The sequence below is a fragment of the Ruegeria aquimaris genome (assembly GCF_025751555.1).
In the GTDB taxonomy this organism is placed as follows: Bacteria; Pseudomonadota; Alphaproteobacteria; order Rhodobacterales; family Rhodobacteraceae; genus Ruegeria_B; species Ruegeria_B aquimaris.
This window is the reverse complement of the sequence record NZ_JAOWLB010000004.1, coordinates 43,898-68,763: the sequence shown is the minus strand read 5'-3', so window position 1 is coordinate 68,763 and position 24,866 is coordinate 43,898. Positions and strand designations below refer to the sequence as shown.

The window sequence follows — 24,866 nt, the reverse complement described above, 5'->3', positions numbered from 1 at the left end:
ATGGAATTCAGGTTTCGCGAAGGCGAAGAAGTGGTGGACCTGCCCGAAGGCACCGACGCGGGCGTCTATTTCATCGGCCGCATCCGCACCCCCTGGACCGACCGCAAGGACTGTCCCCGGCAGGGCCGCGAGGACGGGCCGGAATGCCGGATCGAGCTGGATGCGCGCTGGGCGCCTGCGCTGCGCGGGGTGGAGGAGTATACCTGGCTCGACGTGCTCTATTGGCTGGACAAGAGCCGCCGTGATCTGGTCATCCAGAACCCCAAGAGCGACGGCAAGCTCTTTGGCACTTTTGCCCTGCGCTCGCCGCAGCGGCCCAACCCGATCGGCCTGTCGCGGGTGCGGCTGGAGCGGGTGGAGGGCACGACGCTGGTGGTGCGCGGCCTCGACTGCCTGGACGGCACGCCACTGATCGACATCAAGCCCAACCGCTGTGAGTTCACGCCCAAGGCGCCACCCAAACCCGGGATCTGAGGCCTTTCCCTCTTTTCAACCTGCGGTTTATCCGGTTCACTGCCGGTCCGGACAGGGCAGGGGGCGCAAATGGTACAGGTGTTTCTGGATGCGGTGGCGATCCGCTTCTATCGCGGCATCGGGGCAGAGATGCAGCACATCGGCCCGTTTTCCGAGATCAACTTCTTTGTCGGCGCCAATAACGCGGGCAAGTCCATCGTGCTGAACTTCATCCACGACCGCCTGCCGTTCTGCGAAGGCAAGTCGCAGCGGCTGGAGCCGAACTCGCCCGAGATCCATCGCGGATCGGGAGAGGAGGGCGAGTTCGTGGCGGCGGTTGGGGTGCCTAAGGAGCGGTTTCTGGAGGCGGTCTGGGAGCGGTTTCCACCGGCAGAGGTCGAAGTCCGAAAGTATCAAGAGAAGATCGAAATGATCGCCGACCGCCTCGCTGCCGAGGAGTTACTCTGGGTCACTCAGGAACGTGCCGGAGCAACAAGTCAGTTCGTACACGAACCAGGAGAGGATGACTTGTTGTCACTCTTGATTGAGGATGAATGGCGCAAACTCTGGGGGACCGTGCAAGACGAGACAATCAACTATCCTCGTATTCACTGGATGCAGCAAGTCGTTCGAGTGCTCCTGAATAGCACGCACCTTTCCTTCCCACCCACCAAACTCATCCCCGCCAAGCGCATCCTCGGCAATACCGATGAAAGTTTCGATGATCAGACCGGCAAGGGGCTGATCTATGAACTGGCGCGTCTTCAGAACCCCAGTTTCGGGCTGGATGACAACCGCAAGCTCTTTGCCCAGATCAACGCCTTTCTTCAGGACGTAACCGGCAAGCCCGATGCAAGGATCGAGGTGCCACATGACCGCTCGCACCTGCTGGTGCATATCGACGGCAAGGTGCTGCCGCTCGACAGTCTGGGCACCGGCATTCATGAGGTGGTGTTGATCGCCTCGTTCTGCACCATCCACCAGAACCAGATCATCTGCATGGAAGAGCCGGAAATCCATCTGCATCCGCTCTTGCAGCGCAAGCTGGTGGAATACCTGCGCGACCACACCGACAACCAGTATTTCATCGCCACCCATTCGGCGGCCTTTATCGACACGCCCGGCGCGGCGATCTTTCATGTCGAGAATGACGGGCGACAGACCCGGGTGCGCCCGGCGCTGGTTCGGCAGGACAAGTGGCACCTGCTCGACGATCTGGGCCTGCACGCCTCGGACCTGTTGCAAGCCAATATGGTGATCTGGGTCGAGGGGCCGTCGGACCGCATCTACCTCAACCACTGGATCGCGGCGGCGGATCCGGAGCTGCGCGAGGGGATCCATTATTCGATCCTGTTCTATGGCGGCGGGCTGGTGTCGCATCTGTCGGCAGGGGCGGAGGAGGACGGGATACAGGACCTGATCGACCTGCGCCGGATGAACCGCAACATGGCCATCGTGATGGACAGCGACCGGGCGGGGCCGCGGGCGCGATTGAAAGGGACTCCCGAGCGGATCAAGCGGGAACTGACCGACGAATGGGGCATGGTCTGGATCACCAAGGGGCGCGAGATCGAAAATTATATCGATCACACGGCCTTGCAGGCGGCGCTGCAAACCCTGCATCCCCGGATCTATGACCATCCCGCCGAGGGTGGTGCCTTTGACCACGCGTTTTTCTTCTATCGCAAGGACGGCAAGGTTCATCAGGCCGCCGACAAGGTTGGTGCCGCGCGGCTGGTTTGCGAAGGTCCGGCCAAGCTCGATATCCTTGACCTGCGGGACCGGGTGACGGAGCTTGCCCGGCATATCCGCAAGGCGAACGGGCTGGCCGTGCGCGGCAAGGGGTGACGGGCGCTGATCACCCGGTCTCAGGCGGTTGATGTCAAGAGGCCCGGCATTATCCCGGTTGCACCGGGCTGGCGAGGCGGGCAGCCTCGGGGGTCATGCGTCCCCCTCCAGACGGTAAACCGCGTGTTCGCCCTCGAACCCTTTGAGACGCAAGGAAACCGGGGCCGAGAAACGGCAACCTGCGTCACTGCTGACCATCTGGCGCAGGGCGTCCGAGACCAGGATCTCGCCGGGACCGGCGGCCGAGGCGATGCGGGCGGCCTTGTTCACCACGGTGCCAAAGAAATCGCCCCGGTTTTCCACCACTTCGCCGGTATGCAGGCCGATGCGCAGGGCAAGGCGCGAGTCTTGTGTCCCGGCTCGAATGGCCGAGGCCGCGCGGGCCGCGCCGGTGGCGGAGGTGAACGAGGACATGGTGCCATCGCCCAGCGACTTGACCAGCGTGCCGCCGTGATCCGTCACGATGGTTTCAACGCGGCGGAAATGGGCATCGAGCAGGCGCACCCATTCGGTATCGCCCATGGCCTCGGCTTGGGCGGAACTGTCGACGATATCGGTGAACATGATGGTGGCCAGTCCGCCGGTGCCGAACCGGTGCGATCCGGCCTGCGCCGCCGCGATCAGGCGCTGAAAGGCGGTGTGCTCGATCCCCAGCTTGTCGCGGTTCGAATCGGCCTGCGAGATATGGTGCTGCACCATCTTCCAGCCGCCGCGTTCCAGCACAAAGACAAAGGTCACCCTGTGGGTGCCCCGGCTGCCGGTGCCGGTAAAGGTGTAATGGCTCTGGTAGGTGGCCCAGCCGGTCTCGCCATGCTCATAGGCTTCGATCTCGATGTCCTCCTCGATGAAATCGGGGACTTCGGCCAGATGATCGGCGATGCCGTCGCGCACCAGTTGGCCACGCCAGAGCTCACCATCGGCGCTGCCGATATAGACCAGCGCGTCGGATTGCGACAGGTAATGTGGCAGGTCGGCCACCTTGTGGCTGCGGATCAGGGTGGTCCAGCGGCGGACGATGGCTTCGATCTCGGGCGAGCGCTGGATCATGACCGCCATTCCAGCCGGTGGACCCGGTGCAGGCCGTCGAAGCCTTTGAGCGGGATATCTGTCGGCGGGTGAATGACGAGGCCCTCCACAGCGCCGGTCAAATCGCGGGTATCGCCGGAAATCACGATCTCGCCCGGTGCCGCAGCGGCGGCTATGCGGGCGGCCTTGTTGACCACGGTGCCAAAGAAATCCTCGCTGGTCTGGATCACCTCGCCGGTATGGATGCCGATCCGCAGCGCGATGGCGGGGCCGTCCGAGGCCTCGGTCGCGCGCAATATGGCCTGCGCGGCGCGCAATCCCTGTTCGGGTGAGGGAAAGCTCGACATGGTGCCGTCGCCCAGCGATTTGACGAACTGCCCGCCCCGCGCCTCGATGATCTCGCGCAGCGTGCTGAAATGGCGGGCCACCTCGGACGACCACAGCCGGTCGCCCATGGTCGAGGCGAGGCGCGAGGAATTGACGATATCGGTGAACATGACCGAGGCGAAGCCCTCGCGCTGATCCAGCGAGAATCCCTGTTTCGCGGCGGCGACCAGATCGGCGATGGCCGTCTGTGCGGCGCCGGTGAACTCCATGTTCGGGATCGGGACCGATCCATGGCGATGCACGATCTTCCAGGCACCGTCCTCGAGCGTGAAGATCAGGGTCGAGCGGATCCGGAACACCCGGTCGGGCTGGTTGGCAAAGATCAGCTCGTGGCACATGCAGGCCCAGCCGGTGCCGTTGTGTTCGTAAGCTTCGGCAAAGACCTCTTGATGCCTGATCATCTCAGGGATGACACCAAAGAATGCGCCGATCCCCTCGCGTACCGCTGCACCCGACCAGATCTCGTTCTCGCCGGTTCCGACGAAACGCAGGTGTTCCCTTTCGGTCAGCAGGTTGCGCAGATCGTTCGGTCGCCTGTTGGGAATCGCGTCCATCCAGCGCCGCGCAAAGGCAAGCAGTTCGGGAGAGGCGACAACGCCACTCATTTCCGCCACTCCAGCCGATGGATGACATGTTCGCCCGCGAGTCCCTTGAGCGACGTGGTGACCGGGTCGGCAAAGCGGAAATCGCGGCTCCCGACCAGTGCGCGGGTGGCGTCCGACAGCCGGATGTCGCAGGGTTGCGCGAGGCCTGCGATCCGCGCGGCCTTGTTCACCACCAAGCCGAAGAAATCGCCGCTGGCCTCGGTGACCTGTCCGCTGTGCACGCCGATACGTACGTGGAGGGGAGGTTCCGTTTCGCGCTCGGCCATCCGCTCCTGGATCGCCTGAGCTGCCATCAGCGCGGGACCGGCACCGTAAAAGGCCGACATGGTACCGTCCCCAAGTGTCTTGACAAGCTCGCCGCCGTGCCCGGTCACGATGGTCTTGATCTCGCGTACATGGTTCTGAACCAGATCGCTCCACGCGGTATCGCCGATGGTTTCGGTTATCAGCGTGCTGTCGGCGATGTCGGTGAACATGATGGTGGCCAGCCCGGCCTGTCCGAGGTTTGGCCGGTCGCGCGCGGCGGCCTTGGCGATCTCGTCAAAGTTGCCCGGATCGTAGCCCAGCGAGGTGGCGTTTGGGACCGGGTTCGAGTTGTGGATATGAACGATTTTCCACTGGGCCTCTTCGAGGCCGAAAACGATGGTGCCCCGGAACTGGATTCTTGCGCCCGTTTCCGGCGTGACCATTGTTGCACTCCAGACCGACCAGCCCATGACGTCCCGCTCGAATGCGTGAACGTCGATATCCTCGTAACGGAAGACGGCAAGCTCTTCGCGGGTTTCGGAAAAGAACCTGCGCAGCACGTCGCCGGTGAACAACTCGCCCTCGGCGGACCCGAGGTAGAGAAGCGCGCTGCTGTGTGAGAATAGTCCGCTGGAAGATCCGTCGCGCCGCGCCGTGCACTGGAGAAACCGCCTTGTGATGGCGGCGAGTTCTGGCGAATTCTGATAGCGGTCGGGCATACAGAGCCTCCGGCCGGCGGAAATGGGGACGACTGTTCTCTTTCTAAAGCCTCGGGCGGCTTTCCCGCAATCTCTTGCATGCGTGCAGGTTTCGGGCCGACAGGAGACATGCAAGGGGCCGGAAACATTCGGGTAGATTTCGGCATCGAAGCCTTGCAGCGCGCGCCGCAGTCCTCAGGGTGAGAAAGACAGGTTCGAAGAGCAGTTCGGTTAGTCTCGCCACTCCAGCAGATGGGTCAGGTGCTCGCCCGCGAGCCCGCGCAGGGCCACGGCGGCGGGATTGGCAAAGACAAAACCGCCGCTGTCGCCGACCATCAGACGGGTGGCATCGGAGACGCGGATTTCACCCGGCCCGGCAAGGGCGGCAATGCGGGCGGCCTTGTTGACCACGGTGCCGAAAACGTCCGTGTCGCCGGCGATCAGGTCGCCGGTATGCAGGCCAATGCGGATCCGCAACCTCGGCTCGGCTTCGGCCTGGGCCACTGCCTGCTGGGCGGCTGCGGCGGCGGAGAGCGCGGCACGGGCCGATGGAAAGCTGGACATCGTGCCGTCGCCCAGCGACTTGATCAATGTCCCGCCCAAGCCTTCGATCAGTGACTTTACAGTGCCGATATGGGTCTTGACCGCAGCCGACCATAGGGCGTCGCCGATGGCGGCGGCGATGGCGGTGCTGTCGGCGATGTCGGTGAACATTATGGTGGCGAGCCCGGTGCGGGCTGGTGCCTCGGTTCCGGACAGGGCTGCATCCAGAAGCTCATCAAAGCGCGCAAGCTCTCGCCCCAGACCTTCGGTATTGGTTCGCGGGATCGAGTTGTGGACATGCGCGATGCGCCATTGGCCCTGTTGCAGGTGAAAGATCAGGGTTGTCCGCACCACGGCGGCGGTGCTGTCGGGGGCCTTGGCCTCGTGCAGCGTGATCGACCAACCCACCGGACCACAGGCGAAACCGTCGATCGAAATGAAGCGCAGGCGCATGCGCGGGTGGGCATCGACAAACCGGCCAAAGGCCTGCCGGAACTCGGTGCCTTTGCCGATCTCGTCAGGGGCGGTGCCGACGTAGCACAACAGCGCGTCATCCGTCAGCAGATTGACCATCGTGGCGCTGTCGCCGTTGGCATAGGCTTCGTGCCAGCGGCGCGCGATGGCGGCGATCTCGGGGCTGGGTTGGAGCGGTGCGCTCATTCCTGCCACTCCAGACGATAGGTCACATGCCGCCCTTCCAGCCCCTTGAGACTGACTTCGACCGGTGGGGAGAACCGGAAGTGCCGCGCGGCGCCGACCATGATGCGGGTGGCGTCCGACAGGCAGATATCGCCCGGCGCCGCCAGCGCGGCAACGCGCGCGGCCTTGTTCACGACGGTGCCGAACAGGTCGCCGTCCTGTTCGACCAGATCGCCGGTATGCAGGCCGATCCGGATGCGCAGATGCGGCTCCTCGGTGGTGTTCGTTATGATGTTCTGCAACGTTACCGCCGCGGACAGTGCCGCCGAGGCCGAGGGAAAGGCCGACATGGTGCCGTCGCCCAAGGTCTTGATCAGCGTGCCGCCATGCTCGGTGACAATGCCTTCGACTTGTTTCAGATGCGCCCGCACGGCAACTGACCAACGGGCGTCGCCCAGGGTCTCGGCCAGCACCGAACTGTCGGCGATATCGGTGAACATGATCGTGGCCATGCCGGTGCGCTGAAACTGGGCCGGGGTGGCAAGTGCTGCTTCGAGCAGATCCTCGAACCCGCGCGATTCGTATCCCAGCGCCTCCATGTTCGAAACCGGGTTCGAGTTGTGCACATGCACGATCCGCCAGACGCCCTGTTCCAGATGCAGAACGAAGGTGGAGCGAAAGGTGATCTCCTTGCCGGTATCCAGCGACACCCGCTCGCCGAACCATTCGACCCAACCCAGTTCGCCGCATTCAAAGCCGCGAAACTCGTCCCGGTCCCAGGCAAAGCTGGGGATGTCCTCCATATAGCTCGCCATGCCCCGGCGCAGCGTGTCGCCGCGCCAGATCTCGCCATGGGAGGAGCCGATATATCCCAGCGCCGGATCGGCCGAGAAAAGGTTGGTCACCGTCTCCTTGTCCCCTGACGCATAAGCGCGGAGCCATCGTCGCACGATGGCGCCAAGCTCGGGCGAGGGGGTGATGACGGCCATGCCTCAGATGTCGATGGGTTGCATCACCTCCGGCTCGATCACGTCGACATCGGGCAGGCCGTCGATCAGCGCCTTGGCCGATTGTTCGAGGATCGGGAAGGTCTTGTAATGGCCCGGGATCACCGTCTTGAAGTTGAAGAAGCGCTTGGACGCCCAGGCGGCGCTCTTCATGTCCATGGTGAAATGGCCGCCCGCGCTGAGGATGCCGATATCGGGTTTGTAATATTCGCCCATCCAGTCCATGTCGGCCATCATCGCGGTGTCGCCCGAATGATAGATGGTGTGCTTCTCGGCGCTGATCATATAGCCCACTTCCGATCCGCCGGTGCGCAGCCCCTCGGGGGTGGAGAAGGTCGAGCTGTGCGAGGCGGGCACCATCGACACCCGAACACCGTTCAGGGTGACCGTGCCGCCCTTGTTGAACCCGATGGTTTCGATCCCCTCGGTTTCGCCCCAAAAGCCCATCAGGTCGTACTGGCCCACGACCGGGATCCTGAGCCTTTTGGCCAGCGGCAGCACGTCGATCACATGGTCGAAATGGGTATGGGTCAGCAGGATATGGGTGGCGCCCGCGACGGCGGCGTCGTGCTGATCCTCGGGCAGGGCGGGGTTGCCGCTGAGCCAGGGGTCGATCAGCAGCATGGCCTCGCCGCTTTCGATCCGGAAACTGCCATGTCCCAGCCAGATGATCTTCATGTGTCTTTCTCTCCGTGAACTGCGTTTCAGATCACCCTAGCACCCGCCGGGTGAAAATCTACGGAGAGGTTGCGGGAAATCGCGATAGGGTCGGGCCGAACCGGTCGCGAACGGGACAGACGTGCCATGTTTCTGTGGCGGACAAAAGGGAAACAGCAGGCGGAGAGGCAGGGATGCAGGAAATATCGGCGGATGTACTGGTGATCGGCGGCGGCACCGCCGGTTTTGGCGCGGCGGTGGCGGCAGGGCGGTTGGGGCTCGATGTGGTGCTGCTCGAGGCCGGGACCAAGGTGGGTGGGGTCATGGCATTCTGCCCCGGCATGCCCTGGGGCGCGGCTTATCCGCAGGGTGAAAGCATCGGCGGTCTGATGCAGGAGCTGGAGGGCCGGTTGATGGCGATGGACCCGCCGATGGCCGAGAAGCGCCCATGTACGCTGGAGAATTTCGGCCCCGAGATCCAGTATGACCACGACGCCGCCACCACGATGATGTTCGAGATGCTGGAAGAGGCGGGCGTGCGGGTTTTCCTGGGCGCGGTGGCGCATGCTCCGGTCATGGAGGGTGACCGTATCGCGGCCGTCGACGTGTTCGACCGGCGCGGACCGCAGCGGATTGCGGCGCGGATCGTGATCGACTGTTCCGGCGATGGCGATATCTCGGCCAAGGCGGGCGTGCCCTTCACGCTGGGTGACGGGCAGGGCAACATGATGGCGGTGACGCTGTCCTTTTTCATGGAGGGCGCGGACTGGGATCGGGTGTTTGCCGAGAACGATCCCTATTTCCGCCGGCATGCCGCCCGGGGCATCGCCGAGGGGCGGCTGCATCCGCATCTGGCGCAGCTCTACCTGATGAAGGGGTTTCACCCCGGCACGGTCTTCTGCAACTCGGTCGCCATTCGCGGGGTGGATGGCACCGACCCTGCCGATGTCACCCGTGCCACGCAAGAGGGGCGGCGGCGCTGTCTGCAACTGGCGCAGTTCCTGCGCACGGATGTGCCCGGATTCGAGGCTGCGCATATGGCGCAGCTGGGTCCCACCGTGGGTGTGCGCGAAACGCGCAAGCTGGAAGGGGTGTACAAGGTCACCGGCGCCGATCTGGCCGCGGGCACCAAGTTTGCCGACGGGATCGTCGCCTGTGACAACCCGATCGACGATGTGATGCGCACCTCGGACCAGATGACCCATGACGCCATGGTCGAGCGCGGCGGCTATTACACCATCCCGTTCCGGTCGCTGCTGCCGAAAGCGGTTGCGAACCTGATGTTCGCGGGTCGCATCCTGTCGGCTGACCTGGTGGCCTTTGCCTCGGTTCGGGGGATGCCGCAATGCATGGCGATGGGGCAGGCCACCGGATCGGCGGCGCATCTGGCGATTCGTGACGCCGTGCCGGTGCAGCAGGTGGATAGTGCCGAACTGGTGAGGCTGTTGTCAGAGCAGGGGGTTTCGCGCCTGGCGCTCTGATGCCGGATTCACCAATTCGCCTCTATTGTCACAAACTTTGAATTTTCCATACTAATAAGTTCTATTATTTGTATCATTCGTTCAATCGTTTGAACGATCTGTCGTATTGCTTGAACGTCTGAACATTCACGGCAGCGGCCTCGTGATGCAGTTTCCTGACACACCCGCCAATCAACTGGCCGGGCGTTATCAGTCAACCGAAAGGAAACCAAACGATGTCTCGCATGATCACCTTTACCGCCGCCGCCCTGTCGGCCCTGCTCGCCTTTGGCCCGGCCATGGCCGCCGACGAAATCAACGTGGTGCCCGGCCTGACCGCCGCTGGCGCGCCGCTGGGCCTGCATGGCTCGGACCCGGTCGCACTGCTCGACAAGGGCAAGAACCGCGAAGGCAGCGCCGCGCATACCGCCGTGCATGACGGCGTGGCCTATTATTTTGCCTCGGAAAAGAACCTCAAGGCGTTCCAGGCCAACCCCGATCACTACTCCGTGCAGAACGGCGGTTTCTGCACCTTTGGCGTCTCGGTCGGCAAGAAGTTCGACGGCGACCCGAACTACGCCGCCGTGGTCGACGGCAAGCTCTATGTCTTCCTGAACGAGGAAATCTACAAGATGTTCGAACAGGACAAGGCCGGCACCATCTCGAAAGCGGCGGCCAACTGGACCAAGATCGAACACAAGGCGGCCAAGGATCTCTGATCCCGTCGTCTGACTGGGTGGCCCGCGCGAACCCTCGCGCGGGCCGTTTCGTTTGCGGGCGCTTGACCTTTGCCGCCCGGGCCGGTCATCTGCCCGGATGCGCAGGGAGAGAGCGATGACGGCGGCCGACATGACCGACAGGGCGCGGCGCGCCGGGATCGCGGGGGCGATTGCCTGCACCACCATCTTTGCGCTGACCGTTGGCCTCAGCTTTCCGCTCTCGTCGCTGGTGCTGGAGGAGCAGGGTATCAGCGAGGCCGCCATCGGGGTCAACGCGGCGATGACGCCGCTGGGGATCATGATCGCCTCGCCCTTTTACCCGCGCCTGATCGAGCGATTCGGAAGCTGGCAGGTGGCCATCGGTTCGCTGCTGATGTCGGCGCTGCTGATCGTGGCGCTGGGGCTGACCCGCTCCTTTGGCGCGTTTCTGGTACTGCGCCTGATGCTGGGCATGGCCGATGTGGGCATCTTCATCGTGTCGGAGACCTGGATCAATCAGCTCGCCCGCCCCGAGACCCGGGGCCGGGTGGTGGGCATCTATGCCACCGCGCTGTCGGTGGGCTTTGGTGCCGGGCCCTTCACGCTGGCGCTGGTCGGGTTCCAGAGCTTCACCCCGTTTGCCGTCGGCGCGGCGTGTTGTGTGCTGGCCATCGCCGTGGTGATGGCGGTGCGCGCCCATGCGCCGGATGTCTCGGACGAGGCGCCGGTGTCGCCGCTGGGGTTCCTGCGCCGGGCGCCGACCCTGTTGGCGGCGATCTGTGTCTATGCCTTCTGGGAGGGGGCGATGCTGTCGCTGTTTCCGGTCTTTGGCCTGTCGGCGGGGCTGACGGTGGCGGTGGCAACCTCGGCCCTGTCGGTGGCGTTCCTGGGCAATACGGTGTTGCAGATCCCCATCGGATGGCTGTCGGACCGGACCTCGCGCCGGCAGGTGATGGTGCTCTGTGCTCTGTTGACCGCGCTGGGCGCGTTGCTGTTGCCCGGCCTGCCCGACCGGTTGCCGCTGTTCCTGGGCGTTCTCTTTGTCTTTGGCGCCACGGCGGGTGGCCTGTACACGATGGCGATGTCGGAACTGGGCGACCGGTTCAGCGGCAGCGACCTGGTGGCGGGCAATGCCGCCTTTGCCATCGCCTTTGGTGTGGGCGGCATGATCGGCGGGCCGATCACCGGTGTTGCGATGCAACTGACCGGCAATGGCGGTTTTGCCGGGGTTCTGGCGCTGATTTTCGCGGCAATGGCGGCGCTGGCCTATCTGCGCAGGCGGCGCGGCTGACCATCGCCTTTCCGTTGCCCTTGCGACCGCGCCCATGGGGCGGTAAATGCGGGCCTGACGCAGATGAGGGAAACCGATGTCGATTGACCAAAGCACCGCCGCCAAAGTGGCCAAGCTGGCCCGGATCAAGGTGGAAGAGGACGCGCTGCCGGCGCTCGCCGCCGAATTCAACACCATACTCGGGTTCATCGAGCAGCTGAACGAGGTGGATGTCGAGGGCGTCGAGCCGATGGTCTCGGTTACGCCGATGCGGCTGAAGCGCCGCGCCGACGGGGTGACCGACGGCAACCAGCAGGCTAAGGTCCTTTCCAACGCGCCCGACGCGCGCGAGGGGTTTTTCGCGGTTCCCAAGGTGGTGGAGTAAGACATGAGCGAGTTGAACACGCTGACGCTGGCCCAGGCGCGCGATGCGCTGCGCAAGGGCGAGACCACCTCGGTCGCGCTGACCGAAGCCTGCCTTGCCGCCATCGAAGGCGCAGGGGCGCTGAACGCATTCGTCCACAAGACCCCCGAGATCGCGCTGGAGCGTGCAAAAGCCGCCGACGCAAGGCTGCATTCGGGTGACGCGCCCAAGATGTGCGGCCTGCCGATCGGCATCAAGGACCTGTTCTGCACCAAGGGCGTGCCGTCTCAGGCGGCCAGCCATATCCTTGAAGGGTTCAAGCCGGAATACGAATCCACCGTCAGCCAGCAACTGGCCGACGCCGGTGCCGTCATGCTGGGCAAGCTCAACATGGACGAATTCGCTATGGGTTCGTCCAACGAGACCTCGTGTTATGGCAATGCGGTGAACCCCTGGCGGCGCGGCAATGACGACGCGGCGCTGACGCCGGGCGGCTCCTCGGGCGGCTCCGCCGCCGCCGTGGCCGCCGATCTGTGCCTGGCGGCGACCGGCACCGATACCGGCGGCTCGATCCGCCAGCCTGCCGCCTTTGTCGGTATCACCGGCATCAAGCCGACCTATGGCCGCTGCTCGCGCTGGGGTATCGTCGCCTTTGCCAGCTCGCTGGATCAGGCCGGGCCGATGACCAAGGACGTGCGCGACGCCGCCATCATGCTCGAGGCGATGTGTGGCCATGACCCCAAGGACTCGACCAGCGCCGATCTGGCGGTGCCCGATTTCGAGGCGATGCTGACCGGCGATATCCGCGGCAAGGTGATCGGCATCCCGCGCGAATACCGCATGGACGGCATGCCCGAAGAGATCGAGGCGCTGTGGCAGCAGGGCACCGAGATGCTGCGCGCCGCCGGGGCCGAGATCCGCGACATCTCGCTGCCGCATACCAAATACGCGCTGCCCACCTATTACGTGATCGCGCCGGCCGAGGCGTCGTCGAACCTGGCCCGCTATGACGGGGTGCGCTATGGCCACCGCGCCAAGCTGGCGCAGGGTGACGGCATCACCGAGATGTACGAGAAAACCCGCGCCGAAGGGTTCGGGCACGAGGTGCAGCGCCGGGTCATGGTCGGTACCTATGTGCTGTCGGCGGGGTTTTATGACGCCTATTACAACCGCGCCCGCAAGGTGCGTACCCTGATCAAGAAGGACTTCGAGGATGTGTTCGCTGCTGGGGTCGATGCGATCCTGACACCCGCCACCCCCTCGGCCGCTTTTGGTCTGGGCGAGATGGCGGAGGCCGATCCGGTGCAGATGTATCTCAACGACGTGTTTACCGTGACGGTGAACCTGGCCGGTCTGCCCGGTGTGTCGGTGCCTGCCGGGCTTGACAAGCAGGGGCTGCCCTTGGGCCTGCAACTGATCGGCCGCCCGTGGGAGGAAGGCGATCTGCTGAACACCGCCTACGCGCTGGAGCAGGCGGCGGGCTTTGTGGCCAAGCCCGGCAAATGGTGGTAAACCTGTCGGCAAAGCAAAAGAGCAGGACGGCAAACATGCGCGCATTCTATCTGGTTCCCGTGATCGGGGTGCTTGCGGCCTGTGATCCCGCGATCCCGGATTCGGCGGCCGGGGTCGGCTTCAACACGCCCGAATACCAGGCCCAGCGCGAGGCGGTGCTGGAGGGGCAGACGATCAACGGCGATCCGCTGATTCCGCCCTCGGCCGTCTCGACCGAGGGTTTGGCGCCCGCCCAGCCCGATGGGCTGATCCAGCCAAACCCGATCGAGGACCCGGTCGCCACAACCGCCACCGCCTATACGCCGCAGCCGACCGATACCGCCGATGACATTGCCCGCGAAACGGCGGCGGCGCTGGCGGCGGCCAATGCCAATTCCGGTGTCGCGCCGGTTCAGGCCAGCCCCTCGAACCCGGCGCCGGACCTGATCAGCAGCCCGTCGATCTCGGACGAGCAGGATTTCCAGGCGGTGGCCAGCCGACAGACGATCCAGAGCGATGCCGAACGGATCGCGCAGAACCGCGCCAACTATCAGGTGATCGCGCCCACCGCGCTGCCCGAACGTACCAGCGACGGCACGCCCAACGTGGTGCAATACGCGCTGTCGACCAGCCATCCCAAGGGCACGCAGATGTACAGCCGCGCGGGCTTCAACCTGGCCGCCAAGGCGCAGCGCAACTGCGCCGAGTTCGCCTCGCCCGATCAGGCCCAGGCCGAGTTTCTGGCCAATGGCGGTCCGCAACGCGACCGCAAGGGGCTGGACCCGGACGGCGACGGCTATGCCTGTTCCTGGGATCCGGCGCCATTCCGGCGCGCGGTGCAGAACTAGGGCCGCGTGACCTCGGTCTGGCATCCCTCGCCAAATTTCGGCCCCCGCCGCGACGGGCTTTCCCCGTCGCTGGTGGTGCTCCACTACACCGCCATGGACGGCGCCGAGGCGGCGCTGGACCGGCTCTGCGATCCGGCGGCCGAGGTCTCGGCCCATTACCTGATCGGCGCCGATGGCAGGCTCTGGCATATGGTGGACGAGGCCGACCGCGCCTGGCATGCCGGGGCGGGGGAGTGGCGGGGGTTGGACGACATCAACTCCCGCTCCATCGGCATCGAGCTTGACAATCGCGGCGATCATCCGTTTTCGGCGCCGCTGATGGCCAGGCTGGAAATCCTGCTGACAGATATCCTGCGCCGCTGGGCGATCCCGCCCGAGGGCGTGATCGGCCATTCCGACATGGCGCCCGGTCGCAAATGCGATCCCGGTCCGCGATTCGACTGGGCGCGACTCGCCCGGGCGGGCCTGGCTGCGCCAACCTTTTGTGATCCCGGGACCGGGAACCCGTCGCCGGAAGCGTTCCGCGTTCGCGCCCGTGCCGCCGGGTTCAGCGCGCCGGTCGATGATGACACCCTTTTGGCCGCCGTGCGCCTGCGTCACAGGCCATGGGCGCGCGGGCCGCTCACGCCCGAGGATTTCGCGCCCTTCGGACAGGTCGCGCCCTGAGCCCGCAGCTTGCCGGGCTCGATCTGGCTTTCTTGAGTATTTGTGGCGGAATGAAGTGTGAAAGACCATGTCTCTTCATTTCGCTAAAAATACTCCGGGGTGAATTGGCCGCAGGCCAAGAGGGGCAGCGCCCCTGCTTGTCTCGCCCTCTTGACCTCTGTCGCACCAGCGCCTAACTGCAACCCTGCGCGGAGGGCCGGATGGCCGCGTGGGGGCGACCCCCGCGAGGAAAGTCCGGACTCCATGAAGTAGCGGTGCCGGGTAACGCCCGGGCGGGGAAACCCGACGGAAAGCGCCACAGAGAACAGTCCGCCGCGCAGGTCGCGGCAAGGGTGAAACGGTGGAGTAAGAGCCCACCGCGCCCCTGGCAACAGGGGCGGCACGGCAAGCCCCACCGGGAGCAATGCCAAATAGGACCCCCGCGCGGGACGCGTCGGTTTCGGCCGATACCTCCGCTAGGTCGCTTCAGCCGAGAGGGGTCGGGTTGGCAGCTAGAGGCGCCTGGCAACAGGCGCCCCAGAGGAATGGTCATCGAAGGGGGAAACCCCGGAACAGAATCCGGCTTACAGGCCCTCCGCGCGCGTTGTCTGTTTATCCTGGCGGCGTGTAGGCGCCGGTCAGGGTCCCGGCCTTCTTGGCGATGGCGACAAATTCCGCCCCGGTCCAGGCCCGTACCGTCTCGACCTTGGACACCGAACCCGAGGCCGCCACAGCCATGCCGACGGCCACGGTATCGGCCCCATCCGGCGCCTCGCTGACCATCACGATGTCATTGGTCCCAGTCGTCATGTAAAGCGCCACGACCCGGCCGCCGACTTTGTCCAGCAGGGCCTGTATGGGGCCGCTGCGGTCTTCGGGCTTTTTCATCAGCCCCTGGATGCCGGATTGAGAATAAGATGCGTAGGTGATGAACAAGGCCATGGTTTTCTCCTTTGACCTGTCAGGTTGCGGACCCTTTGTCTTGGACCGGGTCCGGGGGTCCGTATTCCGTTCAACCCGTCGGTATCGACAGTCCGGTCAGAACGAGACCGCCGGCGATGATCAGGACCGCGCCGAGGGCCGGGGCGAGCCAGCGTTTGTCGGGCAGGAGTTTTTCGGCGGCCACATAAAGAGCGATGCCGATAATCCAGTAGAGATTCATGACGCCGCCGACAAAGAGCAGGGCCATCAGGGCCCAGCAGCAACCGATGCAGTAGATGCCGTGGTGAGCGCCAAGAGTGAGAGCACCCTTGGGGCCTGGCCGGTTATGTGCCACCAGGAACTCCGCCGGGCTGGAGCAATGTTTCAAGCAGGTCCGTTTGAGATTTGAAAACTGGTAAAATCCCGCCGCGAGCAGCAATGCGCCGGACAACCAGCCCGCCGACAGGGTCATCATTGGATCGCTGGTCAGGTCCAGCTGGCCCAGCCCCCATTGCGCAAGCGTGGCTGCCACGCTGAACCCGGCCCAGATCAGAAGGTAGCCCGCAAGGAACACTCCGGCCAGACGGCCCGCTATGGCGCGATCGGGACCCATACCCTTGATGCGCGCATAAAGCAGCAGCGCCGGCGTGGCGCTCGGTGTCATCATGGCGATCATCATGACCCACCACATCAGGAACACCAGCACCGCGCGGCCCGGCGTCCATTCGATGCCGGGACCCATCCGCATCGGCTCGCCGATCGGACGGGCCATCCGGGTCATCTCGACCGCACTCATCTGCATGCCGATACCTGCAATCGTGTACCAGGCCGCTATGATGACGACAAAGGCGACGCCGCCGAGAACGATCAAGGCGTCATGCCGCAGCAATCGTTCGACCGAGCGCGCGGGCGAGCTTGGGTTCTGGTCTGCCATTGCCGGTGCCTGACTAGGCATCCACGATGCCGTGGCCCGAGAGGTTCAACCGGGCAAGATGGGCATGGGTCGCGTCAAAGGTCAGGCTGATCGCACCGCCGACCGTCTTGGCGCTTCCTGATGCCGCCTCGGCGTGGCGAAACTCGAACCCGTGGGGCAGGTTGATTGCGACACGATGCGGCTGGCCCGAGACGATGTTCGGGATCGGTCCGACTTCGACGTCGAAGACGCCCTTGACCTTGGCATGGCCGGTTCGGTCTTCACGGCTCCAATCAAGTTCTATGGGTACAAACAATGTCTCGTATTTCTTCGGCGCCATGGCGCTGAAAACATACCACATGGTGGCCATCTCATCGGTGTCCTCACCTTTGATGATCGCTTCCAGAGCGGCGCGCTGGTCTGCGTCAGCCCGTTCGTCGATGATGATCTGCATCTGGCCGTTGCCCTCGTGAATCGGGCCTGGCCAGTGATAGACGCCGGCGGCCCGCAGGCCATCGAGCCTGGTGTCTCCGTAGTGGCCTTTCTGAATGTCGAAAACGACGACCGCCTCGCAATTGCCGGTGGTCGGCAGAACGCTGAACTGGCACGGGCAACCAAAGTTGCAGTTGCAATTGGCGAGTTCCTCGCCCTCGATCTTCCATTCGGTCATGATATCCCCCAAAAAGTCTGGCCTAAAATGTGCCCGATCGGGGAGTCTTGCCAACCTGTCGCCTCGCACCGATATCATCCGGCTTGGCATTCCTCGGTCTTGGATCACGACCATATCACGAAACCGTGAGTCTTCAAAATCGCAGGTCCGGCACCTTATTTTGGCTTTGTCCGGAAATTCCGGAATACTGCAAGGAATCCGGTTGACTCGGCCCGTCAGCCGGGTAAAAGCGCAGCCTCAAGACAGAATTCAACCGAAGGGCTCCTGCCTTTTCGGACGCAGGAGATAACCATGGCGAAGCCGACGACCATCAAGATCCGTCTGAACTCGACCGCGGGCACGGGCCACTTCTATGTGACCAAGAAGAACGCTCGCACCATGACCGAAAAGATGACCGCGCGTAAGTACGATCCGGTCGTCCGCAAGCATGTCGAGTACAAGGAAGGCAAGATCAAGTAATCTTGCGCTTGCAGAACCGTTCAAAGGGCCGCACCGCAAGGCGCGGCCTTTTGCCGTTTTTCCCCGGATGTGTCTTGCGGCCTGGAGGCAAGGACTTGCTTGCCATGACGGCCTTTGCGGGGCTAGGCTGTGGTGTCTGCCACAAGTCCCAGCAAGTCCAAGCCCATCATGAAAAAACTTCTGCTCCCCGTCGCTGCCCTGCTGTCCCTCTCCGCCTGCGCCAGCTGGTTCCATCGCGAGGGGGTCGGTTTTACCGGCATTGACGGCGAGCCAAAGACCATTACCGCCGAGAAGGGCGGTGCCGACTATGTCGCCCGTCGGCTGAGCCTGCCGGCCGAACTGGCGGGCAAACCGACGCCGCGCCTGCAAAGCGACAAGGGCGATATCGGCAGTCTGGCCGGGGTTGCCATCGCCAATGGCGGCCGCGACCCGGCCACCGCGGTCGAGGTCGGCGCCGGTGACGTCGACACGTTCCTCAGCACGGTCGAGGTGAACGGGATCCTGTTTGCGGTCCTGCGCACGGGCGAGGATGGTATCGACCGCCTGCCCGAGGGGACCGGGGCGGGGTTTGCCCAATCGGTGCCGCGCCTGACCGGTTGCCTTGCCGGTGGTCAGGTCCATCAGGCCGGGACATCCAAACGCCCGCGAGGGTTGGCCGTGCCGCTCAACTGCAACTGATCAAGTCGGTACGGAAACGGAAAAGGGCGGGGATGACCCCGCCCTTCGTTCTTTCAGTGTGCCTCTGGCTTATTCGCGGTTGCCCAGGAATTGCAGCAGGAACATGAACAGGTTGATGAAGTCCAGATAGAGGCTCAGCGCACCCATGATGGCGGCCTTGCCCAGCCATTCCTGATCGCCCGAATGGGCCATTTGCAGATAGGTGTTCTTGATGTTCTGGGTGTCATAGGCGGTCAGACCGGCAAAGATCAGCACGCCGATCGCGGAGATCGCAAAGGCCATCGCCGAGGACGCCAGGAAGATATTGACCACCGAGGCGACGATCAGGCCGATCAGACCCATCACCAGGAAGGTGCCCATCGCGCTCAGGTCCTTCTTGGTCGTGTAGCCAAAGAGCGACAGACCGGCAAAGGCGATGGCGGTGATCAGGAACACCTGGATGATCGATTCACCGGTAAAGACCAGAAAGATCGAGCTGATCGACAGGCCCATCACAAAGGCGAAGGCATAGAATACCAGCTGCGCGGCGGCGGCCGACAGACGGTTGATTGCGGCGCTGAAGCCAAAGACAAAGGCCAGCGGGGCGAACATGATCACCCATTTCAGCGGCGAGGCATAGATCGAATAGCCGAACTGGGTCAGGAACTTGTCGGCGCTCAGTTGTGCGGCGGCGGCGCTGGGATCGGTCGTCACGGCCAGGCCCGAGATCGCCCAGGCGGCGGCAAAGGTGATCAGCATACCCACGGACATCGTGCCGTAGACTTTGTTCATATGGGCGCGCAAGCCCTCGTCGATCTGGACGGCGCGCGAACCGGCTGCGGACCGGATCGTGTCGAATTGAGCCATGTTGGTCTCCCTCAAAAACGTTTTCCGGCCGCCAGGTTGCCCCCGACGGCGGTCAGATCAAATATCGGAGAGCTTGCCCCTCAATTCAAGACGTTCGGACGGAATTCCGCGAGTTTCCGGGCTGTTTTCCCGGTTAAATTTACATTCTGGATGCACAAAAAGGCGGCCCGTCACGGGGACGGGCCGAGTCAGGGGAAAATCGCCGGTCGGGCAGGGGTCAGCGGCGCCAGAAATCGGGGGCATCCCAGACCGGGCGGCGCGCTTCGGCTTCGGCCTCTGCGCGGCTCACTCCGATGTCGTCCAGCGCCCGGTCGTCCAGCCGGGTCAGGGCGCGGCGCTGCCGCCAGAGAGCCGCCAGCCGGGTCACAACACCCGGGCGGGAGACGGGGGCAGGGCGGCAGCGCTGTGCAGTGGTAAATGCGGTCATGTGCTGTTCCTTTCGATTTTGTGATGATTGCTTTGTGTTTCATCAATTGCCTTGATGTATATGGTGGGTTATAAGCAACATGGAAATGAATGATTTTGACGCAACACATCAAGGCTTGTGATGATTAGGAATCTCGATATCACCACCCTGCGCAGCTTTGTCACCGTGGCCGACAGCGGCGGCGTGACCCGCGCGGCCGGTTTCCTGCACCTGACGCAGTCGGCAGTGTCCATGCAGCTCAAGCGGCTGGAGGAGTTACTGGGTCTGGAGCTGCTGGACCGGTCCGGGCGCGGCATCGCCTTGACCGCGGCGGGCGAGCAGCTGCTGGCCTATGCGCGGCGCATGGTGGCGCTGAACGACGAGGTGATCGCGCGACTGACCGATCAGGGCTTTGAGGGCGAAGTGATTCTGGGCGTGCCGCATGACATCGTCTACCCGGCGATCCCGCGCGTGCTGCAACAGTTCAACGCCAGCTTCCCCCGGGTGAAGGTGCAGCTTCTGTCCTCTTATTCGTCGCAGTTGAAGGAGCTCTACGACCGGGGCGAGTGCGACCTGATCCTGACCACCGAGCCGGGCGGCGGCGATCACTGCGAAACCATCGCGGAACTGCCGCTGCGCTGGGTCGGGGCCGCCGGTGGCTCTGCCTGGCGGCAGCGGCCCCTGCGGCTCGCCCTGGGGCGGCGGTGCCTGTTCCGGCCCAAGGTAATCGCCGCGCTCGATGCTGCCGGTATCCCCTGGGATCTGGCGGTCGAGACCGAGAATGACCGCACCATCGAGGCGACCGTTTCCGCCGATCTGGCGGTGCACGCGATGCTGGACGGCACCGAGGCCAAGCACCTGGTGCAGATCGAACCGGGCGCGCTGCCCGACCTGCCGGTGCACAAGATCAACCTGTATGGCGGCACCGATGGCAAGGGCCAGATCGTCGAGGAACTGGCAGCCCTGGTGCGCAAGAACTTCAAGACACTGGGCAGCGGCCATCTCCGCGCGGTCGGCTGACCGGGTGTGGCGGGCGCCAGGGTTGTGTGTTGATCCGGGCGACATAGGGGCGGGGCTGACCCCGGCTTGTCCGATGTCAGGGCGTGATCACCACCTTGCCGGTCGAGGCACGGCTGCGCAGCAGTTCCATCCCCTCTTCGACACGGTCCAGCGGCAGGACATGGCTTACATGCGGTTTCAGCTTGCCCTGCTCGTACCAGCCGAACAGGGTTTCGAAGCTTTGCCGCATGATCTCGGGCCGGAATTTCAGGTAGCCGCCGATATAGAAGCCGATCACCGTCAGGTTCTTGACCAGCAGGTGGTTGGCCGGGATCTGCGGAACGTCGCCACCGGCGAAACCGATCGGCAGCAGGCGACCTTCGGGATTGGTGGCGCGAAAGGCGGCCTTGAACACCTCGCCGCCGATTGCGTCATAGACGACATCCGCCCCGCCAAGGTCCAGCAGCCGGGCGCGCAGATCCTCGCTTGCGTCGATCAGCAGGTCGGCGCCAGCCTGCCGCGCGATTTCGAGCTTTTCTGCCCCGCGCGCATGGGCGATCACACGGGCGCCCATCAGCTTGCCGATCTCGACCGCTGTCAACCCGACCCCACCGGCGGCTCCGGTGACCAGCAGCGTCTCGCCCGGTTGCAACCGGGCGCGGTGATCGAGAGCCATGTGGCTGGTGCCATAAGCGATCAGGAAGGCGGCGGCGTGCTCGAAACTCATCGCATCGGGCAGTTTCACGGCGCGATCGGCGGAGAATACCCCCTGTTCCGCCAAACCGCCCTGTCCGGAGTAGACGGCGATTCGGTCGCCCACGGCAAAATCGTCGACTTGCGGGCCCACGGCGTTGACAATACCGGCCACTTCGAGCCCCAAAGTGAAAGGCGCGGCAGGGGTATCCTGGTATGTGCCTTTCTGCATCAGCAGGTCGGCGAAATTCAGCCCACACGCGCGAATGTCGACCCTGATTTCCCCCGCGCCTGGCGTTGGAACCGGCCTGTCGACCAGGGCAGCCGGGGTGGCGTCCTCGAGCACAGTGAATGAACGCATTGCTGTTACCTCTTGATTCTCTTGCCATAAAGGTCAAGTGCGTCGCGGCTGTCAAACAGACCGGACGCCACATGGCCAGATGGTCGCGGTCATTTTCCGGACGCTGCCTGGGGTTACTCTACACAGGTTGTGCGTGTCAAAATATCGCACAACCAAAGGTGTATGCGCAGGTCGGACGATTCAACCAACTTGAATTCAACTGGTAATTTCGTCATATTCCAAAGAGGTAAGGTTCGGGTTGCCAAGTGTCATTAGCAAAACCTTAGTCTGCAATGCCGGACAATAGGGCATGTCCGCCCTTCCGGTCGTTTTCCCCGGACGATTGTCTGTGTGTTAGAGGAGAAATCAATGACTCATCCTGTTGACGTCCATGTGGGCAAGCGTGTCCGCCACCGGCGCTGGCTGATTGGTATGACCCAGCAGCAGCTGGCCGAGCAGGTCGGCATCAAGTTCCAGCAGATCCAGAAATACGAGACCGGTGCCAACCGGGTCAGCGCGTCGCGTCTTTGGGATATCGCCGAGGCGTTGGATGTTCCGGTCAGCTTCTTCTTCGAAGGGCTGGATGATGCGCAAAGGGGCAACTCGGAAAAGGCCAGCGTGCCCGCCGACCTGATGGGCGACAAGGAAGCGCTTGATCTGGTCCGTTCCTATTATGCAATCCCCGAGAATCAGCGCCGCCGCCTGTTCGAACTGGCGCGCGTCCTCAGCGACGTCGCCTGACGGTCCGACGCCTGTTGCTTTGCCGCGCCGTCGATGGCAAAGCAGCGTCATGACAGACGCAAACCTGACAGATGTCGCGATCGCCGAATTGCTTGCCGACGCCGCGCGGCAGGCCATTCTTCCCTATTTCCGGCAGGCGGACCTGGGCGCGGAAAACAAGTTGACCGCCGGGTTCGATCCGGTAACGGCAGCTGATCGCGACGCCGAGCTGGCGATGCGCGCGATCCTGGCGGATCTGCGGCCGCAGGACGGTATCCATGGCGAGGAATTCGACAATGTTCCGGGCCGGTCGGGCCGGACATGGGTGCTCGATCCGATCGACGGGACCCGGGGCTTCATCGCAGGCACGCCGACCTGGGGGGTTTTGATTGCCCTTTCGGACCAGAACGGTCCGTTTCTGGGGGTGGTCGATCAGCCTTATATCGGCGAGCGGTTCATCGGCACGCCGCAGGGGGCGCATATGGTCGGGCCGCTGGGGCGGCGCGCTCTGGGCACCCGGCACGGCGCCACACTGGAGGACGCGGTGCTGTTCACCACCTTCCCCGAACTGGGCAGCAGCGATGAAGAGGCGGCGTTCCGGGCGGTGTCGAGACGGGTCAAACTCACCCGATACGGTATGGATTGCTACGCTTATGCGCTGCTGGCCGCCGGGCTGGTGGATCTGGTCATCGAGGCAGGGCTGAAGGCGGTCGACATCCAGGCCCCGATTGCCCTGATCCGGGCGGCGGGGGGTGTTGTCACGGACTGGCAGGGGGGACCGGCTCATGAAGGGGGCAGGGCGCTCGCCGCGGCCAATCCGCAGGTGCACGCGGCGGCGCTGGAGATCCTGAGCCGAGTCTGATGTCTTGCGGTCCGCCGACCGCTGGGTTAGACTTCGCAAGTGCCGGTTCTTGACCCCGTTTTCCATCGGCGCATCACACACTTCCATGAGACGGGTGAGACCAAGAGAAGTGTGTCGACATGTCCGAAATCCTCATCCGTAATGCCGATTGCATCCTGACCATGGATGCGGGTCGCCGCGAACTCTCCGGCGCCGATATCCTGATCCGAGACGGGGTCGTTGCGGACATCGGCCAAGGTCTCGCCACCAGCGGCGCGGTGCACGAGGCGCGCGGCTGCGTGGTCACGCCGGGCCTCGTGAACACCCATCACCACCTCTATCAGAGCCTCACGCGTGCGGTGCCGGGCGGGCAGGATGCGCTGCTCTTTGGCTGGCTCAAGACGCTCTATCCGATCTGGGCGCGCTTTGGTCCGGAGGAGATGTTCGTCTCGGCCCAGATCGGGCTGGCGGAACTGGCGCTCTCGGGCTGCACGCTCAGCTCCGATCACCTGTATCTCTACCCAAATGGCGCGCGGCTGGACGATACCATCGCCGCCGCGACCGAGCTTGGCCTTCGCTTTCACCCCACGCGGGGCGCCATGAGCATCGGCGAAAGCGCCGGCGGCCTGCCGCCCGATACGCTGGTCGAGCGAGAGGCCGCGATCCTGGACGACATGATCCGGGTGGTCGATAACTTTCACGACGCGGGCGAGGGCAGCAAGTGCCGCGTGGGCCTTGCCCCCTGTTCGCCCTTCTCGGTCAGCCGCGAACTGATGCGCGACGCGGCGCTGCTGGCGCGCGACAAAGGCGTGATGCTGCACACCCATCTGGCGGAGAATGACGAGGATATCGCCTACAGCCTGGCGCAATTCGGTTGCCGCCCCGGCCAATATGCCGAGGATCTGGGCTGGACCGGCCCGGATGTCTGGCACGCCCATTGCGTCAAGCTGGACGGGGCCGAGATCGATCTCTTTGCCCGCACGCGCACCGGCGTTGCCCATTGCCCCTGTTCCAACTGTCGGTTGGGCAGCGGCATCGCCCCGGTCCGCGCGATGCGGGACGCGGGCGTGCCGGTGGGTCTGGGGGTCGATGGTTCGGCCAGCAATGACAGCGGCAACCTGATGAATGAGGCGCGGCAGACGATGCTGCTGCAACGGGTGGCGCGGGGCGCCGATGCCATGTCGGCCCGCGAGGCGCTCGAGATCGCCACCCGCGGCGGCGCCGATGTGCTGGGCCGTCCCGATTGCGGCCGGCTCGAACTAGGCAAACGCGCCGATATCGCGATCTGGGATGTCTCGGGCATCGACAGCGCCGGCAGCTGGGATCCCGCAGCGCTGCTGCTGGCCGGGCCGACCCGTGTCAAGCACCTGTTTGTCGAAGGCCGCCAGATCGTGCGCGACGGCCAGATCACCACCATCGACCTGCCGCGCATGATCGAACGGCAAAACCGCCTTGCCCGCGCGCTGATGGGCTGAGCCCCTTCATTTCGCAAAAA

27 protein-coding genes and 1 other RNA gene are annotated in these 24,866 nt (G+C 64.1%); 16 read left to right on the top strand and 12 right to left on the bottom strand.

What is annotated here, in order from left to right:
- Together tsaA and OE747_RS07535 are read left to right on the top strand one after the other, a co-directional pair.
- Complete coding sequence (gene tsaA, locus OE747_RS07540) at nt 1-474, top strand: tRNA (N6-threonylcarbamoyladenosine(37)-N6)-methyltransferase TrmO (RefSeq protein WP_263827991.1); 474 nt, start codon at nt 1-3, stop codon at nt 472-474.
- Nucleotides 475-543: 69 nt separating this feature from the next.
- Nucleotides 544-2,301 carry an AAA family ATPase gene (locus tag OE747_RS07535; protein ID WP_263827990.1) on the top strand — a complete coding sequence of 586 codons (1,758 nt, stop codon included), beginning with the start codon at nt 544-546 and terminating at the stop codon, nt 2,299-2,301.
- A gap of 93 nt (nt 2,302-2,394) precedes the next feature.
- Here OE747_RS07535 and OE747_RS07530 read toward each other — a convergent pair whose 3' ends face one another.
- The 6 genes from OE747_RS07530 to OE747_RS07505 all read right to left on the bottom strand — a co-directional run bounded on the left by OE747_RS07530 (nt 2,395) and on the right by OE747_RS07505 (nt 8,130).
- Complete coding sequence (locus tag OE747_RS07530) at nt 2,395-3,348, bottom strand: nuclear transport factor 2 family protein (protein ID WP_263827989.1); 954 nt, start codon at nt 3,346-3,348, stop codon at nt 2,395-2,397.
- Nucleotides 3,345-4,319 carry an adenylate/guanylate cyclase domain-containing protein gene (locus OE747_RS07525; RefSeq protein WP_263827988.1) on the bottom strand — a complete coding sequence of 325 codons (975 nt, stop codon included), beginning with the start codon at nt 4,317-4,319 and terminating at the stop codon, nt 3,345-3,347. The genes OE747_RS07530 and OE747_RS07525 overlap by 4 nt, the downstream gene beginning before the upstream one ends.
- Nucleotides 4,316-5,284 (bottom strand): adenylate/guanylate cyclase domain-containing protein, encoded by a 969-nt coding sequence (locus OE747_RS07520; RefSeq protein ID WP_263827987.1) that lies wholly within the window; start codon nt 5,282-5,284, stop codon nt 4,316-4,318. Before OE747_RS07520 ends, OE747_RS07525 begins: the two co-directional genes overlap by 4 nt.
- A gap of 210 nt (nt 5,285-5,494) precedes the next feature.
- Nucleotides 5,495-6,466 (bottom strand): adenylate/guanylate cyclase domain-containing protein, encoded by a 972-nt coding sequence (locus OE747_RS07515; RefSeq protein WP_263827986.1) that lies wholly within the window; start codon nt 6,464-6,466, stop codon nt 5,495-5,497.
- Entirely contained in the window at nt 6,463-7,434 is a 972-nt protein-coding gene (locus tag OE747_RS07510; RefSeq protein ID WP_263827985.1) for an adenylate/guanylate cyclase domain-containing protein, read from the bottom strand. Before OE747_RS07510 ends, OE747_RS07515 begins: the two co-directional genes overlap by 4 nt.
- A gap of 3 nt (nt 7,435-7,437) precedes the next feature.
- Nucleotides 7,438-8,130, bottom strand: coding sequence for a metal-dependent hydrolase (locus OE747_RS07505; protein ID WP_263827984.1), 693 nt, complete (start codon nt 8,128-8,130; stop codon nt 7,438-7,440).
- A 173-nt stretch (nt 8,131-8,303) separates the two neighbouring features.
- On the opposite strand from OE747_RS07505, the gene OE747_RS07500 reads away from it, so the two are divergent.
- From OE747_RS07500 to rnpB, 8 genes are all read left to right on the top strand, one after another.
- Complete coding sequence (locus OE747_RS07500) at nt 8,304-9,590, top strand: FAD-dependent oxidoreductase (protein ID WP_263827983.1); 1,287 nt, start codon at nt 8,304-8,306, stop codon at nt 9,588-9,590.
- 215 nt (nt 9,591-9,805) lie between these two features.
- On the top strand, nt 9,806-10,288 hold the full coding sequence (locus OE747_RS07495) for a YHS domain-containing (seleno)protein (RefSeq protein ID WP_263827982.1): 483 nt from the start codon (nt 9,806-9,808) through the stop codon (nt 10,286-10,288).
- Between the two features lie 115 nt (nt 10,289-10,403).
- Entirely contained in the window at nt 10,404-11,558 is a 1,155-nt protein-coding gene (locus OE747_RS07490; protein ID WP_263827981.1) for an MFS transporter, read from the top strand.
- A 76-nt stretch (nt 11,559-11,634) separates the two neighbouring features.
- A complete protein-coding gene (gene gatC, locus OE747_RS07485; RefSeq protein WP_263827980.1) occupies nt 11,635-11,922 on the top strand; it encodes an Asp-tRNA(Asn)/Glu-tRNA(Gln) amidotransferase subunit GatC in 288 nt (95 codons plus the stop codon).
- Nucleotides 11,923-11,925: 3 nt separating this feature from the next.
- Complete coding sequence (gatA, locus tag OE747_RS07480) at nt 11,926-13,413, top strand: Asp-tRNA(Asn)/Glu-tRNA(Gln) amidotransferase subunit GatA (RefSeq protein ID WP_263827979.1); 1,488 nt, start codon at nt 11,926-11,928, stop codon at nt 13,411-13,413.
- 35 nt (nt 13,414-13,448) lie between these two features.
- The gene (locus OE747_RS07475; RefSeq protein WP_263827978.1) at nt 13,449-14,240 is read left to right on the top strand and encodes a hypothetical protein; all 792 of its coding nucleotides are present in this window, start codon (nt 13,449-13,451) and stop codon (nt 14,238-14,240) included.
- A 6-nt stretch (nt 14,241-14,246) separates the two neighbouring features.
- Nucleotides 14,247-14,906, top strand: a complete 660-nt coding sequence (locus OE747_RS07470; protein ID WP_263827977.1) for an N-acetylmuramoyl-L-alanine amidase — start codon at nt 14,247-14,249, stop codon at nt 14,904-14,906.
- A gap of 188 nt (nt 14,907-15,094) precedes the next feature.
- An RNA gene (gene rnpB / locus OE747_RS07465) (RNase P RNA component class A) lies at nt 15,095-15,488 on the top strand.
- 9 nt (nt 15,489-15,497) lie between these two features.
- Here rnpB and OE747_RS07460 read toward each other — a convergent pair.
- The 3 genes from OE747_RS07460 to OE747_RS07450 all read right to left on the bottom strand — a co-directional run bounded on the left by OE747_RS07460 (nt 15,498) and on the right by OE747_RS07450 (nt 17,389).
- Nucleotides 15,498-15,827, bottom strand: a complete 330-nt coding sequence (locus tag OE747_RS07460) for a GYD domain-containing protein (protein WP_263827976.1) — start codon at nt 15,825-15,827, stop codon at nt 15,498-15,500.
- A gap of 70 nt (nt 15,828-15,897) precedes the next feature.
- Nucleotides 15,898-16,740 carry a DUF2182 domain-containing protein gene (locus OE747_RS07455; RefSeq protein ID WP_263827975.1) on the bottom strand — a complete coding sequence of 281 codons (843 nt, stop codon included), beginning with the start codon at nt 16,738-16,740 and terminating at the stop codon, nt 15,898-15,900.
- A gap of 13 nt (nt 16,741-16,753) precedes the next feature.
- Entirely contained in the window at nt 16,754-17,389 is a 636-nt protein-coding gene (locus OE747_RS07450) for a DUF1326 domain-containing protein (RefSeq protein WP_263827974.1), read from the bottom strand.
- Between the two features lie 291 nt (nt 17,390-17,680).
- On the opposite strand from OE747_RS07450, the gene rpmG reads away from it, so the two are divergent.
- Nucleotides 17,681-17,848, top strand: coding sequence for a 50S ribosomal protein L33 (rpmG, locus tag OE747_RS07445; RefSeq protein WP_111731977.1), 168 nt, complete (start codon nt 17,681-17,683; stop codon nt 17,846-17,848).
- Between the two features lie 168 nt (nt 17,849-18,016).
- Nucleotides 18,017-18,526, top strand: coding sequence for a hypothetical protein (locus tag OE747_RS07440; protein WP_263827973.1), 510 nt, complete (start codon nt 18,017-18,019; stop codon nt 18,524-18,526).
- A gap of 69 nt (nt 18,527-18,595) precedes the next feature.
- Here the strand turns inward: OE747_RS07440 and OE747_RS07435 are convergent, their stop codons facing one another.
- Nucleotides 18,596-19,372 carry a Bax inhibitor-1/YccA family protein gene (locus OE747_RS07435; RefSeq protein ID WP_263827972.1) on the bottom strand — a complete coding sequence of 259 codons (777 nt, stop codon included), beginning with the start codon at nt 19,370-19,372 and terminating at the stop codon, nt 18,596-18,598.
- A 217-nt stretch (nt 19,373-19,589) separates the two neighbouring features.
- Nucleotides 19,590-19,799: a DUF1127 domain-containing protein gene (locus OE747_RS07430; protein ID WP_263827971.1), complete on the bottom strand. Its 210-nt coding sequence runs from the start codon at nt 19,797-19,799 to the stop codon at nt 19,590-19,592.
- A 120-nt stretch (nt 19,800-19,919) separates the two neighbouring features.
- Here OE747_RS07430 and OE747_RS07425 point away from each other — a divergent pair, with 120 nt between their 5' ends.
- Nucleotides 19,920-20,798: a LysR family transcriptional regulator gene (locus tag OE747_RS07425; RefSeq protein WP_263827970.1), complete on the top strand. Its 879-nt coding sequence runs from the start codon at nt 19,920-19,922 to the stop codon at nt 20,796-20,798.
- Nucleotides 20,799-20,874: 76 nt separating this feature from the next.
- On the opposite strand, the gene OE747_RS07420 is transcribed toward OE747_RS07425, so the two are convergent.
- The gene (locus tag OE747_RS07420; protein ID WP_263827969.1) at nt 20,875-21,831 is read right to left on the bottom strand and encodes an NADPH:quinone oxidoreductase family protein; all 957 of its coding nucleotides are present in this window, start codon (nt 21,829-21,831) and stop codon (nt 20,875-20,877) included.
- A 348-nt stretch (nt 21,832-22,179) separates the two neighbouring features.
- Between OE747_RS07420 and OE747_RS07415 the strand changes: the two genes are divergently transcribed.
- From OE747_RS07415 to OE747_RS07405, 3 genes are all read left to right on the top strand, one after another.
- Nucleotides 22,180-22,551, top strand: coding sequence for a helix-turn-helix domain-containing protein (locus OE747_RS07415; RefSeq protein WP_263827968.1), 372 nt, complete (start codon nt 22,180-22,182; stop codon nt 22,549-22,551).
- Nucleotides 22,552-22,600: 49 nt separating this feature from the next.
- The gene (gene hisN / locus OE747_RS07410; RefSeq protein WP_263827967.1) at nt 22,601-23,392 is read left to right on the top strand and encodes a histidinol-phosphatase; all 792 of its coding nucleotides are present in this window, start codon (nt 22,601-22,603) and stop codon (nt 23,390-23,392) included.
- 119 nt (nt 23,393-23,511) lie between these two features.
- Entirely contained in the window at nt 23,512-24,846 is a 1,335-nt protein-coding gene (locus OE747_RS07405; RefSeq protein ID WP_263827966.1) for an 8-oxoguanine deaminase, read from the top strand.
- Nucleotides 24,847-24,866: the final 20 nt, after the last annotated feature.

What these genes read in the sequence shown, in the direction of transcription:
- tsaA (WP_263827991.1), top strand. Translation starts at nt 1, where the DNA reads ATGGAATTCAGGTTTCGCGAAGGCGAAGAAGTGGTGGACCTGCCCGAA.
- OE747_RS07420 (WP_263827969.1), bottom strand. Translation starts at nt 21,831, where the DNA reads ATGCGTTCATTCACTGTGCTCGAGGACGCCACCCCGGCTGCCCTGGTC.
- OE747_RS07500 (WP_263827983.1), top strand. Translation starts at nt 8,304, where the DNA reads ATGCAGGAAATATCGGCGGATGTACTGGTGATCGGCGGCGGCACCGCC.
- OE747_RS07475 (WP_263827978.1), top strand. Translation starts at nt 13,449, where the DNA reads ATGCGCGCATTCTATCTGGTTCCCGTGATCGGGGTGCTTGCGGCCTGT.
- OE747_RS07440 (WP_263827973.1), top strand. Translation starts at nt 18,017, where the DNA reads ATGAAAAAACTTCTGCTCCCCGTCGCTGCCCTGCTGTCCCTCTCCGCC.
- OE747_RS07455 (WP_263827975.1), bottom strand. Translation starts at nt 16,740, where the DNA reads ATGGCAGACCAGAACCCAAGCTCGCCCGCGCGCTCGGTCGAACGATTG.
- OE747_RS07435 (WP_263827972.1), bottom strand. Translation starts at nt 19,372, where the DNA reads ATGGCTCAATTCGACACGATCCGGTCCGCAGCCGGTTCGCGCGCCGTC.
- gatA (WP_263827979.1), top strand. Translation starts at nt 11,926, where the DNA reads ATGAGCGAGTTGAACACGCTGACGCTGGCCCAGGCGCGCGATGCGCTG.
- OE747_RS07450 (WP_263827974.1), bottom strand. Translation starts at nt 17,389, where the DNA reads ATGACCGAATGGAAGATCGAGGGCGAGGAACTCGCCAATTGCAACTGC.
- OE747_RS07535 (WP_263827990.1), top strand. Translation starts at nt 544, where the DNA reads ATGGTACAGGTGTTTCTGGATGCGGTGGCGATCCGCTTCTATCGCGGC.
- OE747_RS07510 (WP_263827985.1), bottom strand. Translation starts at nt 7,434, where the DNA reads ATGGCCGTCATCACCCCCTCGCCCGAGCTTGGCGCCATCGTGCGACGA.
- hisN (WP_263827967.1), top strand. Translation starts at nt 22,601, where the DNA reads ATGACAGACGCAAACCTGACAGATGTCGCGATCGCCGAATTGCTTGCC.
- OE747_RS07415 (WP_263827968.1), top strand. Translation starts at nt 22,180, where the DNA reads ATGACTCATCCTGTTGACGTCCATGTGGGCAAGCGTGTCCGCCACCGG.
- OE747_RS07505 (WP_263827984.1), bottom strand. Translation starts at nt 8,130, where the DNA reads ATGAAGATCATCTGGCTGGGACATGGCAGTTTCCGGATCGAAAGCGGC.
- gatC (WP_263827980.1), top strand. Translation starts at nt 11,635, where the DNA reads ATGTCGATTGACCAAAGCACCGCCGCCAAAGTGGCCAAGCTGGCCCGG.
- OE747_RS07520 (WP_263827987.1), bottom strand. Translation starts at nt 5,284, where the DNA reads ATGCCCGACCGCTATCAGAATTCGCCAGAACTCGCCGCCATCACAAGG.
- OE747_RS07495 (WP_263827982.1), top strand. Translation starts at nt 9,806, where the DNA reads ATGTCTCGCATGATCACCTTTACCGCCGCCGCCCTGTCGGCCCTGCTC.
- OE747_RS07525 (WP_263827988.1), bottom strand. Translation starts at nt 4,319, where the DNA reads ATGAGTGGCGTTGTCGCCTCTCCCGAACTGCTTGCCTTTGCGCGGCGC.
- OE747_RS07430 (WP_263827971.1), bottom strand. Translation starts at nt 19,799, where the DNA reads ATGACCGCATTTACCACTGCACAGCGCTGCCGCCCTGCCCCCGTCTCC.
- OE747_RS07460 (WP_263827976.1), bottom strand. Translation starts at nt 15,827, where the DNA reads ATGGCCTTGTTCATCACCTACGCATCTTATTCTCAATCCGGCATCCAG.
- OE747_RS07490 (WP_263827981.1), top strand. Translation starts at nt 10,404, where the DNA reads ATGACGGCGGCCGACATGACCGACAGGGCGCGGCGCGCCGGGATCGCG.
- OE747_RS07530 (WP_263827989.1), bottom strand. Translation starts at nt 3,348, where the DNA reads ATGATCCAGCGCTCGCCCGAGATCGAAGCCATCGTCCGCCGCTGGACC.
- OE747_RS07515 (WP_263827986.1), bottom strand. Translation starts at nt 6,466, where the DNA reads ATGAGCGCACCGCTCCAACCCAGCCCCGAGATCGCCGCCATCGCGCGC.
- OE747_RS07425 (WP_263827970.1), top strand. Translation starts at nt 19,920, where the DNA reads ATGATTAGGAATCTCGATATCACCACCCTGCGCAGCTTTGTCACCGTG.
- rpmG (WP_111731977.1), top strand. Translation starts at nt 17,681, where the DNA reads ATGGCGAAGCCGACGACCATCAAGATCCGTCTGAACTCGACCGCGGGC.
- OE747_RS07405 (WP_263827966.1), top strand. Translation starts at nt 23,512, where the DNA reads ATGTCCGAAATCCTCATCCGTAATGCCGATTGCATCCTGACCATGGAT.